A 14186-nucleotide genomic window follows, 5' to 3' on the forward strand; every position below is an offset into this window, starting at 1 on the left:
CAAACCAACGCACATGGGGAGGCCGATGCGCACTGGCCGTGGCACCTTGAGCGTCGCCGCCGGCCTGGTGTTGGTGGCTCTTGCGACGGTCGGATATGTCCTGCCACCCGCGTTCGATCCGCCGCCGCTCAAGGTGGACCCCACCTTCCGGTCCGTTCCGGCGCAGCCGCCCGGCGAGCTGCGGCCGGTGGTGGCAGTCGCTCCGATCCGCAGGGAGGAGATCTCCGTCGCGGCGGAGGGCCAGCGCCTGGAGGGCACGCTGCGGGTGCCGCTGACGCCGGGGCGCCATCCGGCGATGGTGTTCGTGTCGGGGTCGGGCAACGGGTCGCGTACGGAGTTCACGCCGCAGGCGGAGTTCCTGGCCAAGGCGGGCGTCGCGACGCTCGCGTTCGACAAGCGCACGATCGGCTACGACTTCCGCCACCGGGACTTCTCGCTGCTCGCCGACGACGCGCTGCGCATGGTGGAGCTCCTGCGCGCGCGTCCCGAGGTGGACCCGGCGCGGATCGGCCTGTGGGGCGTCAGCGAGGGCGGCTGGGTGGTGCCGGTCGCGGCGGCCAAGAGCACGGCAGTGGGGTTCGTGGTCCTGGTGTCGTCCCCCAACGTCTCCCCGCTCCGCCAGGTCGCCTGGGCCCTGAACGAGCAGCTGCTCAGGCTGCACGCCCCGATCGGCGCCCGCGACCTGCTGACCAGGGCGATGGGCGGAGTCGGCTTCAACTTCCTGAGGTACGACGCGCTGCCCGCATTAAGCGGGGTCAAGCAGCCGGTCCTGGCGTTCTACGGCACGATGGACCCCTCGATCCCCTTCGTCGAGTCCACCCAGGCCCTCCTCAAGGGGCTGAACAAGGCGGGCAACGACAACTACACGATCCGGTTCATGGCCAAGGGCGACCACGCCATGCGGGTGAACGGCGGCGACTTCACCAAGGGCTACCTCGAGACCCTCGCCAACTGGATCACCGGCCTGCCGGGCACGGCCAGGCCCGCGCTGCACATGGCGGGGGCAACGCCGGTGCAGCGGTTCGAGGCCAGCGACGTGCCGGCCGCCCCCTGGTACGCGGGCGGCACGATGCTCGGGCTGACGATCTGCCTGGCCGCCGTCGGATACGTGGCGGGGCCGGTCGCGGCCATGGTCGTCCGCCTGCGCGGCCGCGACCAGGTCCGCGCCGAGATCAACGCCACGCTGTGGCCGCCGATCAGGCGCAGGCTGCGCCGGATGGCCTGGACCGGCCTGGGCCTGCTGGCGTCGGTGGTGGCGTTCATCACCCTGCTGGTGCTGTTCTCGGTCAACCAGGCGGGCGCGTGGCCGGCCGTGCTGGCGGGCTGGCTGGTCGTGCGGCTGCTGGCCGTGCTGATGCTGATCCAGGAGGTCACGGCGGTGGCGGCGTTCGTGTCGGCGCTGCGTGAGGGCATGCGGCCCAGCCGCTGGCAGCACGTGACCGTGGCGGGCGTGCTGGGCGGCACCGGGCTCCTGCTGGTGGCGGCGGCCTACTACGGGCTCTTCTCCTTCCCCTGGTAGACGTAGGGAGGACCGCCGCCCGCGACATCCTGCTCGGCTGGTCACGTTTCAGCAGGTCACCAGGTACGTCACCCCGGTGTTGCGGTCAGGGCGAGGTCGTCCACGGTCACCGTGACGGGGGCGTCGGTGGCCCAACGGGACAAGTAGGTCATGACGCCGGTCCCGCCCGGGACCTGGAGTACGGAGGTCGCGTCCGTGACGGAGAGCAGCCAGTCCGGCTCGGCCGCGCCGGTGGCCCAGACCTTGCCGCGGATCGTGGTCGGCGACGTGCCGGCCACCTGGACGCGTACCCGCATCGGGATGCCCGCGCCCGCTGTCAGCCCGGGGACCCGCAGTGGCTGTGCGAGGTCGATCTCACTGCGGCCCGCCTCGAAGCGGATCAGCTGGAACAGGACCTTGCCGTTGGGCCGCAGGCTCACGTGCGCCCGGTAACCCCCCACTGTCGGGATCCTGCGTCCCACGGCGGACACGTAGATCCCGCCGCCGATGGGGGGCTTGTCGGCGGCGAAAGTGAAGCTGAGGTCGGTGCTGGTCGCCTTCACCCCGTCCAGGTACGCGCTGGAGGCGACCCCGGAGGGCGTCGTGATCCGGCCCTTGTCGCCGTCCACCGAGTAGCCGCTCGCCGGAACGCCGACCGACCAGTGACGCTCCCCGTCGTCCGTCATACCGAATCCGGTGCTGACCGTGCGCCCGAACGTGTCGGACACCCGCAGGCCCCCGCTCGGGACCGCCGACGCGCCCGGACTCGCCGGCCCGCTGGACGAGACCTCCCGTGAGCCCGACGGTGCGGCCGATGGTGCGGCCGATGGTGCGGCCGATGGGGGCTCGGCGGAGGTGCCGGGGGAAGTGCCGGGACGTGAGGCGGCCGAGGAGCCCGGCTCACCGGTGCCTGAAGACGCCTGGGACCCCGTCCCGCCGAACGGCCGCAACCAGGCGACCGCCCCCACCACGACCGCGACCAGCGCCGCCGCCACGGCGAGTGCGGCGCGGCGGCCCCGCCCAGCGGTCCACCCGATGAGCACCGGGGCCCGTGAGGAGGGCGGGGCCGTCGGCTCCCCGGCCGGTCCCGCCGTGTCCCCACGACCGGCCGGTCCCGCCGTGTCCCCACGACCGGCCGGTCCCGCCGTGTCCCCACGACCGGCCGCCCCGGCAGGATCCCGGCCGCCGGCCGCGTCCGACGTTCCCCGATCGTCGGCCGGTTCGGCGGCGAGGCGGCTGCCCAGGCTGGTGAGCTCCACGATCGACCGGCCGCGGCCACCGGAGACCGGGTCGATCAGGCGGGACAGCAGCTCGCCCGCCGCCGGCCGGTGCGAAGGGTCCTTCTCCAAGGCGGCGGCGATCGAGTCGCGCAACGGCGGCGGGACCGCTGACAGATCCGGTTCATGGGTGACGATGCGGTTCAGCACGTCCGCGATGCCCGCGGCGGCGAACGGTGAGGTGCCGGTGGCGGCGAAGACCATGGTGCCCGCCCAGGCGAAGACGTCCGAGGCAGGTGAGGCGGGGGCGCCGCTCAGCTGTTCGGGCGCGAGGTAGGCAGGGGTGCCGATGAGTCCGCTGGTCATGGTCGTGACACCGTCCGGGCGGGCGATGCCGAAGTCGACGACCCGGGGACCGTCCGGGCCGAGCAGCACGTTGCTCGGTTTGAAGTCGCGGTGCACGACGCCGGCCGCGTGGATGGCGGCCAGGGCCGTCGTGGTGCCGACGGCCAGCCGTTCCAGCTCGCCGCCGTGCAGGGGGCCGTGCTCGTGCACCCGTTCCGCCAGCGTCGGCCCGTCCACGAACTCGCTCACCACGTACGGCCGCGGCGCGTCCGGCACGGCCGTGAGCACGCGGGCGGTGCAGAAGGGCGCCACGCTCTCCACCGCGGCCAGCTCGCGCGCCAGCCGGGCGCGGGCCTCGGCATCGGCCCTGATCAGCACCTTCACCGCCACCCGCTGCCCCACTGGATCGCGGGCCAGGTAGACGATCCCCTGGCCGCCCTCACCGAGCCGGCCCAGCAGCTCGAACTCACCCAGACGCGGAGGATCCTCAGCGGCAAGAGGGGCAACCATGCTCCATACGGTACTGATCCACTCATTCAAGTGTGAGACGTCCAGGCCGTGCTCCTGCGTCCAAGGTGACGAGCTCGCCCTTCCTCACGAACGCGGCGGCCACCACCCCGCCGAACCGTGATGTCGTACGTCCCCGCGCATCGACGATCTCCGCCGTCCCATCGTGAACCAGCGCGAACCGGCGACCGTCCGGATCGGCGGCGACCGTCACCTCAGTGGCGAACTCCCTGGCCCAGATCTGACGCCCGTCCACACCGACACCCCGGACGGCCGTGTGCCGCACGCCCCGCTCGTCCACCCAGCGGTCCAGCACGACCGCGCTGTCCCGGCCCGCCGCGCACTCGGCGGCGACCCTCAGGTCGGTCCGGAGCGGCACTGTGCGGCCGTTCACCACCATCCCTGCGCTGGGGCCGGTGAGCACGGTCAGGTCGCCGCCGTCCGATAGGCAGGCCCCCCACACGCCCGCCGCGGGCGCCGTGCGTCCAGTCGGCCGCCAGCCGTGCCGGTCGCGCCGGAACCAGCGGATGTCGGCCCCCGCGACGTCCGGGTCGTCGTACGCGATGAGGGCGGCCGACCGCGCCGGGTCCTCCACCCAGAGGAGCCCCGCCACGCTGGAGATCGGGACCCGCGTTCGTTTCACGCCGTTCCTGAGCAGGGTGAGCCAACCGCGCTTCCCCGGCGCGCTTTCGGCCAGCACGGCGTCCGACGGCCCCCGTACGCTGAGCACCCGCTTCCCCGCACCGCCCACCAGCGCGGCGCGCCCCATCGGCCGCTGCCAGGTCGGCACGTCGCCCGCGGGCGCGGACAGCACGGCGTCAGGGCAGCGCGCCGCGCAGACGGCCTCCGCGTCCTGGCGGTACGCTTCCCGGTCCGTCCAGCGCAGCTCCCCGCGCGAGGAGTAGCCCCGGTACGATCCGCTGCCGGGATCCGCCACCACCACACCATCGGACGAGACCGCGACGATCACCGGGTCGGTCCCGTACGGGGCAGGCGACGGCTGAGCGGACGGACGGGCCGGCTCCACGGCGGCACAGCCACCGGCGAGAATCGCCGCGACCATGAGACCGGCGAGCGCCACCCGACGACGACTCATGAGAACCTCCCTCGACCGGCCGGGGCCGCGCCCTGGAGGACACGGCCCCTGCCTCAGCGAACGGGCTCAGACGTTGCGCGTGTGACCGGCGCAGCGCGGGTCGGTGCCCCTCTTGTCGAAGACGGCCTTGAACTCCACGTACGCCGCCTTGTTCTTCGGCACCCTGATGCCGCTCCTCGGGACCGGGTTCCCGCCGTTGCTCGTGCCGGAGTTGACCTCGGAGTACCCCTTGCGGATGTTGTCCGGGGACTTCCAGGTCCAGTAGATCGGGTCATGGCCGAGGCGGTTGTCGTGCTTCACCCGGAACTCGACGTTGTTCTTGTTGCGCACACCGCTGCCGGCGATCGTCCAGGAGAACTTGGTGAAGACGTGGTACCGGCTGCTGTTGTGGTAGTGCGCGGCGAAGTTGATGTACGCGCCGCCCTTGCTGCAGGAGCCGGAGGCGGTGGCCATCGCGGACGCCGAGGTCGCCTCCGAAGCAGCCGCGACGGCAGGCAGGGCGGCGAGACCGGTTGTTGCGGCCCCGGCGACAGCGAGGGCGGCGATCGAGGTGCGGAAGGTGATGAACGCCATCGTGATCTTCCTCTCTCATGGGTCCATTGGACTGATGAGAGGAAGCTAGTGCGGGTGTTGTTGAGGCCGTGTTGAGGCGGTGTTGAGCCGTCAGAGCAGGCCGTCACACCAGGGCATCACACCAGGGCGTCACATCAGGGCGGCGAGTAGGTCCAGCGCGGTCGCCCTGCCGGGTTCGTCGGCGATGCCGTCGAAGATCTTGAACGCGTCCTCGGCCAGCTTGCGCGCCGCGTCGCGGTCGCCCTCAGCCCGGTTGACCCGGGCCAGCGCCAGCAGCGCGTGCGCGTCCAGCAGCCGGTCGCCGAGCCGTACGGCGATGGACCTGGCCCGCTGCGCGCAGTCCCTGGCGTCGGGCACCCGCCGTTGCGCCAGCCGTGCCGCGGCCAGCTCCAGCAGGGTGTCGGCGTGCCGGTGCCGGTCGCCCACAGCGTCGAAGAAGCCCGCGGCGGCGGCGAGCCGGTCGGCCGCCTCGTCGGGGCGGTCGGCCCGCCGCAGCACCGCGCCAAGCGCCTGCTGCGCCTCGGCGCGGGCCCTCCCGCCGCTGAAGACATGCAGAGAGGAGGTCAGCTGGCGTTCTGCCTCGTCCAGACGGCCCTGTTCCAGGTACGCCTGGCCGATCCTGCGCCGGACCTGCGCGGCCTCCTTGCCGCTGAACGTACCGAGGCTCGTGAACGTCCCGAGCGCCCGGGTGAGCAGATCCAGCGCCTCCGCCCACCGGCCCTCGGCCCGGCACAGGTCGCCCTGGTCGCGCAGGAGCAGGGCCTCGGCGCGAGCGTCACCCGTGCGCCGCGCCGCCGCGAGGCCGGTCTCGGCGACCGACCGCCAGTCGTCCAGGAAGCGCCGTCGTTCCAGGAACGGGCCCAGCAGATGCGCGAGCCGCCACGCGCCCTCGTCGAGCCCGGCCCCGTACAGGTCGCCGACCAGGGCGGCGAGGAACCCGCGCTCGGCGACGAGCCACTCGACCGACTCCTTGATGTCCCTGGTCACGAAGGTGCGCATGGTCGGCTCACCGGAGACCAGTGGGAACCGGGACGCCTGCACCCGGGCGATCACGACGGCCTGGAGCCGCGCGAGCGCGTCCCGTACCGCATGCACGCCCTCCTCCTCCACCAGCCGCTCGCGGGCGTAGAGCCGAGTCAGGTCGTGCATGCGGTGGCGGACCTGGCCTGCCGCATCCACGGTGTGCGCCTCCAGCAGGCCGGCGTCCACGAGCACGTCGGCCTGGTCACCGAAGACCTGGGCGGCCCAGTCGGCGACGTCGGGGGCCGACAGCGCGCCCAGCAGCCGCACCATGCGGCGCGCCGGCGTGGGCAGGCCCTCGTAGCCCGCCGCGTACACGCTGCGGATCGTCTGGTCGCCCGAGTGAAGGCGGTCCAGCCGCCCGCGCTCGTCCTCCAGCAGGCCCGCGAAGTAGCCAGGGGTCCAGCCTGGTCTGGTGGCCAGGCGGGATCCGGCGATGCGCAGCGCGATGGGCAGCCCGCCGCAGAACCGCACCAGCTCCCGCACCCCGCCGTCGTCCGCCCGTTCCTCGCCGATGAGCTTGACGAGCAGGTCACGGGCCTCGTCGTCGTCCAGGACGCCCAGCGGCAGCCGTACGGCGCCGGTCAGCCCGCCGAGCGCCGACCGGCTGGTGATCACGGTGGGGCATGAGGTGAGCAGCGGCCGTACCTGGGACTCGTCGGCGGCGTCGTCCAGCACGACGAGCATGCGGCGGTTGGCGGTGTACGTGCGTAGCAGCCGCTGCCGCTGGCCCTCCGATGCCGGCACCGCCTGGGCCGGGCAGCCGAGCCAGCGCAGGAAGTCCTCCAGGATCGCGCCGGGCCGGGTGGACTCGCGCAGGTCCGCGTACAGGATCCCGTCGGGGAAGCGCTCCCTGTGCCGCCAGGCGGCGCGTATGGCGAGCGCCGACTTGCCCACCCCGGCCGGGCCGTGCACGACGACCAGGCCGGATAACACCTGGTCGAGCAGGTCGGCGCGGCCGGTGAAGTGGGTGACGTCCCGCGGCAACAGCACCGGCGGGCCCGCGGAGACGTGGAGCATGACGTCGTCGTGCAGCATGCGGTGATAGAGCAGCTGCAGCTCGGGGTCGGGCTCGATGGCGTGCCCGCCGTCGAGCTCGTCGCGCAGCGCCGTGTACGCGGCCAGCGCCTCCACGCGCCGCCCGCTGCGATAGAGCGCCAGCATGAACTGGCCGCGGAAACGCTGCCAGAGCGGGTGCTGCGCGACCAGCCCCCGCAGCTCGGACAGCAGCTCGCGGTGCCGGCCCGCGTCCAGGTCGAGCTCGATCCGGCGCTCCAGGGCGAGCAGGCGAAGCTCTTCGAGCTCCTCGCGCAGCCGCCCGGTCTCGGCCCAGCGCCTCGCGTCAGGATCCACGTCCGCCAGTACCGGCCCGCGCCACAGGCCCAGCGCCTCCCGCAGCTTCCCGCTGTCATGCCCGGACAGCCCCTCCTGTATGAGCCGGCGGAAGCGACCGACGTCGAGCTGATCGTCGTGGACGGCCAGCGTGTACGTGCCGGATACGGTGGTGATGACGTCCTTGCCGATCAGCTGCCGGAGCCGGCCGATGTAGCCGCGGATCAGCGAGTCTGACCGGTCGCCCTCCTCCAGTGGCCACAGCAGCTGTCGCAGCCGCTCGACGGTGAGCGGGCGGCGGGCGTTGAGCACGAACATCGCCAGCAGGTCACGGTGCTTCGGAGCGATGGGGGTGCGATCCTCGGCGCCGTCACGTACCGACAATGCCCCCATAATCCGAAATTCCATGACAAATCCCTGGGTACGGCTTGGCAGTGCCTCATATGCGCAACGATGCAGACTCCGCTACCTGTCCTGGTCCGCCGAACGCGGACCGAGGTACGCGTTCATCCAGCGGTCCAGCTCGGCGAAGACCTGCTTGCGCACCGGCTCCGCCGACAGCACGAGATCGTGTACGCCGTCCGGGATGCGCACGCAGGTGACGTGCGGGCCCACCGAGGTGGCCCAGCGGGCGATCTGCCGCGGATCGAGCACGATGTCGGCCGAGCGGGCCTCCGGTACGAAGTCGCGTACGCGCAGCCCGTTGGTGGAGGCGAGCACGAGCACGGGCACGTCCACCGCGAGCCCCGCGTGCAGCCGCCGCTGCGCCCTGCGGATGGCGGCCAGCCACATGGCGTGCACCGAGAAGCCCTCCAGGGGCTTGAGCGTCAGGTCGTAGTCCCACTCGCCGCCCTCGCTGCGGTGCAGCGTCTGCCCGTAAGCCGTGCTGATGCCCAGCGGGAGCGCCCGCTTCGTGTACGACAGCGGCGTCTTGAGCAGGTCGGCGGCCAGGCGGAGCGGGGCGGGCACGTTCAGGTCGAAGAACGGGCTGTTGAGCACCAGCCCGTCCACCAGGCCCCGGCCGCGGACCCGGTCCGCCCACAGGGAGGCGACGAGACCGCCGGTGGAGTGGGCGTTGATCGTCAGCTCGTCGTGCTCCTGCCGGATGAGGCGGACGGCCTCGTCGATCTCGGGGAAGTAGTCGGTGACGCTCCTGATCAGGCCCCTGGTCTGGTGCGGCAGTAACGAGCGGCCGTACTTGCGCAGGTCGAGCGCGTAGAAGTCGATGCCGCGCTGGACGTAGTGGTCGGCCAGGTGGTCCTGGAAGAAGTAGTCGGTGAACCCGTGCAGGTAGAGCACCGCCCTGCGGGATCCGGCCGTCCTGGCGACCAGCGTCGCGACGACCTCGCCCTCGAAGTCGTCCGGCATGTTCAGCACGGTGATCTCGTACATGTTAGACACCCTAGAGATTGTCCGGCCATGACGGGACATCGGGCGGCACACCATTGCTCACTTTCGGCCGTTGATCGCCCGCGCATCGTAAAGGTGAGGGCGTCGAGCCGCTCGTGGCGATTGAATGTGACGATGGCGATCCCGTCGGCGACCTCGCACGACCTCAATGCTGTCTGTTTGGCTACTGATGTTCATGCTCCGATAAAGACATATTTCGTATTCGGTGCGTAGGCTGCCGCCTCAATTGAGGCCTACGGTAGGCACCTCCATGGGGTTCGGGATTTTGCGTGGGGTTCGGGGAAACGGGGAAGGCGTGCGGCAGGCAAAGGAACCGGCGAGTGCCGGAGCGGTCCTCGGCTGGCTGGTGCTGGCGGCACTGGCGCCCGGGGCCGCCCATCTGCGTGCCGGTTGGCGCAAGACCGGGCTGGTGCTGCTCTCCTGCCACATCGTCGGACTGCTGGCACTGCTCGCGCTCGGCCTGACGACCGACAACCTGATCGGCTCGCTGACCGAGAACTCCTGGCTGACGGCGATCATGGTGGGTGCCGCCGTGCTGGGGATGGCGTGGTTCGCCCTGATCGTGCACTCGTTCGTCGTTCTGCGCCCCGGGCGGCTGCCGCAGTCCGGGCAGATCCTCAGCGGCACGCTGGCGGGGCTGCTCGCCGTCGTGATGGTGCTCCCGTTCGGCTGGACCGCGCAGGCCGTGTGGACCTCGCGGCAGACGCTCAACGACATCTTCCAGGAGACGCCGTCCGACGCGCCGTCCTCCGCCGCGGCCGCCGGGGAGAAGCCGGAGGACCCGTGGGCGGGGCGGGAGCGGGTCAACATCCTGCTGCTCGGCGGCGACGCCGACGACAACCGGATCGGCGTGCGTACCGACAGCATGAACCTGGCCAGCGTCGACGTGCGGACCGGCAACACCGTGCTGTTCAGCCTGCCGCGCAACCTGGAGAACGTGCGCTTCCGCCCCGGCACCCCGATGGCGCAGCAGTTCCCCGGCGGCTTCCGGCTCCCGGCCGACCCGGGGGGCGGGCGCAGCGACCTGCTCAACAGCGTCTGGGAGTACGCCGACGCGCACCCGGAGCTCTTCGGCGGCAGGCAGCACCAGGGCCCCAAGGTGCTGATGGACACCATCGGCTACACCCTCGGGGTCAAGGTCGACTGGTACGCCCTGGTCAACATGTGGGGGTTCGCCCGGCTCATCGACGCCATCGGCGGCATCCGGATCACGGTCGAGCAGGACGTGGTGTTCGGCAAGTACAACGAGGGCCTGGTCAAGGCCGGCACGCGCAAGCTCAAGGGCGCCGACGCCATGTGGTACGCCCGCTCGCGCACGTACAGCGACGACTACACCCGGATGCGCCGCCAGCGCTGCGTGCTCGGCGCGCTGCTCGACCAGGCGGATCCGGCGACGGTGCTGTCCAGGTTCAACCGGATCGCGCTGGCCACCAAGGAGCTGATCAGGACCGACATCCCGCGGTCGATGCTCAAGAACCTGGTGCCGCTGGCGCTGAAGGTCAAGAACGCGAAGGTGACGAGCGTGCAGTTCGTGCCGCCGCTGATCAGCACCGGCTATCCCGACTGGGAGAAGATCCGCGACATCGCGGGCAAGGCGCTCCGTGACTCGGCCCACGCCGGCTCCGCGGTCGCCGCCTCCGCCGCCCCCTCGCCGTCGGCTTCGGCCTCGCCATCGCCGTCGCTGTCGCCGTCGCCGAAGAAGTCGGCGACCGCCAAGAAGACCAGCCAGAGCCCGGCCAAGGGCCTCACCGAAGGCTGCGGCGGGCCGCTGTGACGAGCGGCCTTACGGGAGGCTGCGGCGGGCCGCTCTGACGGGCGACCCGGCCCGCTCTGACGGGCGCGGCCCGGCCTCACTCCGTCTTCGCGACGATCCGGCCCACCGGGACGCCGCCGCCCAGCACGTCCACCCGCTCGAAGGCGGCGGCCGAGGTGACGTCGCAGCCCATGCGCCGCAGCACCGCCAGGGCGATGGCCGTGGTGGCGCGGGGGCTGCCGTCGATGATCTTCACCGCCACCGAGTGGCCCGAGTCCAGGGCCACCGCCAGCACCCCCTCGGCGCCGCCCTTGGCCAGGGCGCCCGGGAGGGCCCGCATCAGCTCGGTGTTCTGGTGGCCGCTCCCGCCCACGTACTCGGGGTGCGCGCGCATCGCGTCGGCCACCTGGCGTGGCGCGGTGCCCGGCGCGGCCAGGACCAGGGACTGCACGGCCCGTGCCAGGCCGGTCAGTGACAGGCCGAACAGGGGCGCGCCGCAGCCGTCCACCGCCACGTGCGCGGCCTTCTCCCCCGCCAGCTCCTCGGTGACCGAACGCACCCGGAGCTGCAGGGGATGATCCGCCGACAGGTACGCGGCCACGTCCCAGTCGTTGGCCACGGCGGCGGCGAGCATGGCGGCGTGCTTGCCGGAGCAGTTCATGCGCTCGCGGGAGGGCTCCGCACCCTGCCTGACGAGCCCGTACATGGTGGAGGTGTCCTCCGGCCACGACGGCGGGCAGGCCAGCGCGCCGAAGTCCAGGCCGTAGTCCTCGAGGATCTCGCGTACCAGCCGCACGTGGAAGTCCTCGCCCGTGTGGCTGCCCGCGGCGATGGCCAGCCGCGGCCCGGCCAGTGCCGCGCCCGCGGTGAGGCAGGCCAGGGCCTGGAACGGCTTGGCGGACGAGCGCGGCAGCACCGGCGCCTCCACCTTCCCCAGTGCCACCTCGGCGCGCCCGGACGGGTCCAGGCCGACGGCGCTGCCGTAGTGGACGCTCTCGACGAAGCCGGAGCGGACGACCTCGGCTAGCACGGCGTAGTCAGGCACGTGCGGCTCTCCTTCTCAGTGAGACTGACTGGCGGGACTCCAGCGTGCGGGCCAGCTTGGACAGCGACGCGTTGACCACCAGGTAGACCAGCGCGACGACGAGGTACGTCTGGATGAGCAGTCCGTTGTAGGCGGCCAGGACCTTGCCGCTGTAGAGCAGCTCGCCGTAGCTGACGACGAAGCCCAGCGAGGTGTCCTTGAGCAGGCCGACGGACTGGCTGACGATCGACGGCAGCACGCGGCGGGCCGCCTGCGGCAGCACGATGAGGCGCATCGTCTGGAGCCGGGTGAGCCCGATGGCCAGGCCCGCCTCGGTCTGGCCGCGTTCGACGGAGTTGATGCCGGCGCGGAAGATCTCGGCGAACGCGGCGGCGTTCGACGCCGTCAGGGGCACGCACAGCTTCCAGAACAGCGGCAGGTCCAGGCCGTAGCGCGGCAGTGCGAACAGCACCACGTACACCAGCAGCAGCGCCGGAATGACTCTGACGACCTCCACGTACACGGCCGACGGGAGGCGCAGCCAGCGCCGGTCGGAGAGCCGTCCGAGGGCCAGGAGCAGGCCGAACGCCATGGACAGCGCCGCCGAGACGACCGCCGCCAGGAACGTGGACCACAGACCTGTCAGGAGATATCGCCACATGGGCCAGGTCGCGTACGGCTGCCAGCGGGCGGCGTCGAGCTGCCCGTTCGCCGCGAACTGCCGCACCGCCAGCACGGCGAGCGCGACGGCGGCCAGCGTGCCCAGCACGGTCGCGACACGGATGCGCCGGCGCGCCTTGGGGCCGGGCTCGTCGAAGAGGACGCTCATCGGAGGACCACCAGCCTGCGTTCGAGCCTGCCGGTGACGAACCCCGCCGCCGCGGCGATCAGCGCGTACGCCACACCTGCCCCCACGAAGATCGGGATGGGCTGCGCCTCGACGAGGTTCACCCGGTTGGCGGCGGCCGTCAGGTCGACGACGCCCACGGCGGCGGCGAGCGCGGTGTTCATGGCGGTCGCGATGAAGATGTTGCCGAGCGGCTGGACGACCGTGCGCAGCGCCTGCGGCAGGATGACGTGCCGCAGCGACTGGCTGAACGTCAGCCCGATGGCCCGCGCCGCCTCGCCCTGGCCCTTGCCCACCGAGTTCACGCCGGAGCGCAGGGCCTCACCAACGTACGCGGCCTCGTACACGGCGATGACCACGATGGCCGTGACCAGCGGCTCGGCCTTGATGCCGATCTCCGGCAGGCCGAAGAAGGACAGGACGAGCAGCACCAGGAGCGGCAGGTTCTGGAACGCCTCCACGTACGCCGTGCCGATGGCGCGCAGCACCCGTACCGGGCTGACGCGCAGGGCGCACACGACCACTCCCAGCACCGCCGCGCCGGCGAACGACGCGGCGGTGAGCTGGAACGTCACGATCAGCCCCTGCCACAGCTCGGGCAGGTGATCGAGGAGCACGGACATCAGGACCCCGGCACGGAGCCGATCTGCGGCGGCTGGGGAGGCTCGCCGGTCACGACGGTGCCGATGGACTTCTTCCAGATCTCCTGCCAGACCCCGGCATCCTGGGTCTTCTTCAGCCAGTCGTTGACGAACTTCTTGAACTGGTCGTCACCGTGCTTGAGCCCGATGCCGTACGGGTCCACGGTGAACGGCTTGGTGACGATCTGGATCGACGGGTCCTTCTGGGCGTCCGCGATCAGCAGCGTCTCGTCCTGCACGTAGGCCACGCCCCGATCCTGCTTGAGCGCCTGGATGCACTCGGGGTCGCTGCCGAACGTGATGATCTCCGCCTGCGGCGCCATCTTCTTGATCGCCGGGATGGCCGGGGTGTTCGCGCCCGCCAGGACCTTCTTGCCGTTCAGGTCCTCCGGCTTGGTGATGCCCGAGGTGCCCTTCTTCACGGCGATGGTGAGCCCCGAGGTGTAGTACGGGCCGGCGAACGCGACCTGCTTGGCCCGTTCCTCCGTGATCGTGTACGTCTGGAACACCACGTCCACGGTGCCGTTGGCCAGCAGCGCCTCGCGGGTCTCCGACGCCGAGTTGACGATCTTCACCTTGGGCTCGCCCAGGATGTACTTGGCCAGCGCCTTGCCCATGTCCGCGTCGAACCCCTCGACCTGGCCGGTGACGGGGTTCTGCTGGGAGAGCAGGGGCGCGTCCAGCGAGCCGCCCACGAGGAGCTCGCCGCGCTGCTTGATCTTCTCCATGGTGGAGCCGGGCAGGATGTCGGCCGCCGCCGCGACGGGCGCCTTGGCCAGCACGTCGCCGCCCTTCTGGGACGACTCCCCCGGCACGGCGGGGCTACTCGACTCACCACAGGCCGCCAGCCCTAAGAGCGAGATGGCGGCGACGGCGACAAGCCTCTTCATGAACGGTCACTTCCTTCGATTTCGAAGATAAGC

General features: G+C 71.6%; 11 protein-coding genes. 2 read left to right on the plus strand and 9 right to left on the minus strand.

Annotated features, from left to right (window positions below; all coding sequences use genetic code 11):
- The first annotated feature begins 25 nt into the window (after window positions 1–25).
- Window positions 26–1519, plus strand: coding sequence for a prolyl oligopeptidase family serine peptidase (locus AB0H84_RS26535; protein ID WP_357609407.1), 1494 nt, complete (start codon window positions 26–28; stop codon window positions 1517–1519).
- A 68-nt stretch (window positions 1520–1587) separates the two neighbouring features.
- Here AB0H84_RS26535 and AB0H84_RS26540 read toward each other — a convergent pair whose 3' ends face one another.
- From AB0H84_RS26540 to AB0H84_RS26560, 5 genes are all read right to left on the minus strand, one after another.
- Window positions 1588–3570, minus strand: a complete 1983-nt coding sequence (locus AB0H84_RS26540; RefSeq protein WP_357609410.1) for a protein kinase — start codon at window positions 3568–3570, stop codon at window positions 1588–1590.
- 22 nt (window positions 3571–3592) lie between these two features.
- On the minus strand, window positions 3593–4663 hold the full coding sequence (locus AB0H84_RS26545; RefSeq protein ID WP_357609413.1) for a hypothetical protein: 1071 nt from the start codon (window positions 4661–4663) through the stop codon (window positions 3593–3595).
- A 66-nt stretch (window positions 4664–4729) separates the two neighbouring features.
- Window positions 4730–5236: a hypothetical protein gene (locus AB0H84_RS26550; protein ID WP_357609416.1), complete on the minus strand. Its 507-nt coding sequence runs from the start codon at window positions 5234–5236 to the stop codon at window positions 4730–4732.
- Between the two features lie 129 nt (window positions 5237–5365).
- Window positions 5366–7996 (minus strand): BTAD domain-containing putative transcriptional regulator, encoded by a 2631-nt coding sequence (locus tag AB0H84_RS26555; RefSeq protein WP_357609419.1) that lies wholly within the window; start codon window positions 7994–7996, stop codon window positions 5366–5368.
- A gap of 57 nt (window positions 7997–8053) precedes the next feature.
- Window positions 8054–8980: an alpha/beta hydrolase gene (locus AB0H84_RS26560; RefSeq protein ID WP_357609422.1), complete on the minus strand. Its 927-nt coding sequence runs from the start codon at window positions 8978–8980 to the stop codon at window positions 8054–8056.
- Between the two features lie 313 nt (window positions 8981–9293).
- Here AB0H84_RS26560 and AB0H84_RS26565 point away from each other — a divergent pair, with 313 nt between their 5' ends.
- Window positions 9294–10772 (plus strand): LCP family protein, encoded by a 1479-nt coding sequence (locus AB0H84_RS26565; RefSeq protein ID WP_357609424.1) that lies wholly within the window; start codon window positions 9294–9296, stop codon window positions 10770–10772.
- 76 nt (window positions 10773–10848) lie between these two features.
- Here AB0H84_RS26565 and AB0H84_RS26570 read toward each other — a convergent pair whose 3' ends face one another.
- Genes AB0H84_RS26570 through AB0H84_RS26585 form a run of 4 tightly spaced genes read right to left on the minus strand, consistent with a single transcriptional unit; the run spans window position 10849 to window position 14153 of the window.
- Window positions 10849–11796 (minus strand): asparaginase, encoded by a 948-nt coding sequence (locus tag AB0H84_RS26570; protein ID WP_357609427.1) that lies wholly within the window; start codon window positions 11794–11796, stop codon window positions 10849–10851.
- Window positions 11789–12604, minus strand: coding sequence for an amino acid ABC transporter permease (locus AB0H84_RS26575; RefSeq protein WP_357609430.1), 816 nt, complete (start codon window positions 12602–12604; stop codon window positions 11789–11791). Before AB0H84_RS26575 ends, AB0H84_RS26570 begins: the two co-directional genes overlap by 8 nt.
- Entirely contained in the window at window positions 12601–13245 is a 645-nt protein-coding gene (locus tag AB0H84_RS26580; protein WP_357609432.1) for an amino acid ABC transporter permease, read from the minus strand. Before AB0H84_RS26580 ends, AB0H84_RS26575 begins: the two co-directional genes overlap by 4 nt.
- Window positions 13245–14153 (minus strand): glutamate ABC transporter substrate-binding protein, encoded by a 909-nt coding sequence (locus AB0H84_RS26585; protein WP_357609435.1) that lies wholly within the window; start codon window positions 14151–14153, stop codon window positions 13245–13247. Before AB0H84_RS26585 ends, AB0H84_RS26580 begins: the two co-directional genes overlap by 1 nt.
- Between the last annotated feature and the right edge of the window lie 33 nt (window positions 14154–14186).

The sequence above is a fragment of the Nonomuraea sp. NPDC050786 genome, from assembly GCF_040654115.1.
Taxonomy (GTDB): domain Bacteria; phylum Actinomycetota; class Actinomycetes; order Streptosporangiales; family Streptosporangiaceae; genus Nonomuraea.